Origin of the sequence: Brevundimonas sp. (assembly GCF_032107865.1) — a bacterium.
Taxonomy (GTDB): domain Bacteria; phylum Pseudomonadota; class Alphaproteobacteria; order Caulobacterales; family Caulobacteraceae; genus Brevundimonas.
The window spans coordinates 1-1,571 of the sequence record NZ_DAMCNG010000357.1; the positions used below are offsets into that span (position 1 = coordinate 1).

The window sequence follows — 1,571 nt, forward strand, 5'->3', positions numbered from 1 at the left end:
CCGCGCATTTCCGCCGCGCGTCTGGATCGGGTGCTGAGCGGCGAGCGTCGTCTGATCGCTCTGAACGGCCTGACGCCGGCCGAGCGCCGGGCGGTCCACGCCCTGGCTCTGGGCGGGGTGACGTTCGAGCCGGAAGACCGCCGCGTCTATCCGCTGGGCAGCTCGGCCGTGCACCTGATCGGCCGTTCGGACACGGGCGGCCAGGGCGTGGCGGGCGCCGAGCTGGCCTTTGACCAGGAAATCCGCGCGGCGGGCGCCGCCAGCGAGGACTTCCCCCTGTCCATCGACCTGCGGGTCCAGGGCGTGGTCGAGAACGAACTGGCCATCGCCGCCGAGGAGCACAAGGCCAAGGGCGCCGTCGCCGTCGTCGCCGACGTGCAGACCGGCGAGATCCTGGCCATGGCCTCGTGGCCGACCTACGACGCCAACCGCCGCAACGCCGCGCCGGAAGAGGCCACGCTGAACCGCGTAGTCTCGGCCCACTATGAGATGGGTTCGGTGTTCAAGAGCTTCACCGTCGCCGCCGGGATCGACACCGGCCGGGCCGACATGAACACCCTGTTCGACGCCTCGCAGGCGCTGCAGATCGGCAAGCGCCGCATCACCGACTTCCACGCCACCAACAAGGTGCTGACGCTGGAGGAGGTCTATCTGCACTCGTCCAACATCGGCACTTCGCGACTGGCGGTCGAGATGGGCGGCGATGTGATGCGCGACTACTTCCGCCGTCTGGGCCTGCTGGACGCCGCCCCGATTGAGCTGAAGGAATCCGCCGCCCCGCCCAAGGTGCGCAAGTGGGACGACAGCACCCTGGCTTCGCTGTCCTTCGGCTACGGCATCATGGTCACGCCGATCCAGTATGTGTCGGCCTATGGTGCGCTGGTGAACGGCGGGCGCTATGTGCCGCCGACGCTGCGCAAGGGCGGCCGTCCGAACGCCCAGACGCATCAGGTCATTTCGCCGGAAACCTCGGCCAACATGATCGATCTGATGCGCCGCAACGTCACGCGCGGTTCGGGCCGGTTCGCCGATGCGCCGGGCCTGCGCATGGGCGGCAAGACAGGGTCGGCCAACAAGCTGGTCAACGGCCGCTATAATCCGGCGGTGGCCGTCGGCTCCTTCGCCGGGGTCTTCCCTGCTGACGGGCCGGTGGACGCCAAGCGCTACACCGTCTTCGTCCTGATGGACGAGCCGGGCGTCTATCCGCGCACCGGCGGCTATGTCGCCGCGCCCGCCGTGGGCCGTATCGCCGCCCGCATCGCCGGCTTCCTGGGCGTCGAGCGCAAGGCCGACCGCTGGTCCACTGCGCTCGGTGAAAAGATCCCCGAGTTCCAGGACGTGGAGGGCGACGGCCGATGAGCCAGCTGCGCCTTTCTGAACTGCTGCGCCGCGACGTGGCCTCGGATCCCGAGATCACCGCCGTCACCGCCGACAGCCGTAAGGTCGTGCCCGGCGCCCTGTTCGTCGCCTTGCCGGGAACGCAGGCCGACGGCCGCGCCTTCATTCCGCAGGCGCTGGCGAAAGGCGCGGCGGCTGTTCTGGCGCCGTCGGATACGCCCGAGGGCGCGGCG

Annotated in this window: 2 protein-coding genes; both read left to right on the forward strand. The window is 69.8% G+C overall.

Annotated elements, in window-relative coordinates:
- Window positions 1-1,359, forward strand: a 1,359-nt coding sequence (locus RT567_RS16630) for a penicillin-binding protein 2 (RefSeq protein WP_313577299.1), incomplete at its 5' end; no start/stop codon positions are given.
- The coding region (locus RT567_RS16635; protein ID WP_313577300.1) for a Mur ligase domain-containing protein at window positions 1,356-1,571 on the forward strand (216 nt) is incomplete at its 3' end. The genes RT567_RS16630 and RT567_RS16635, both read left to right, overlap by 4 nt.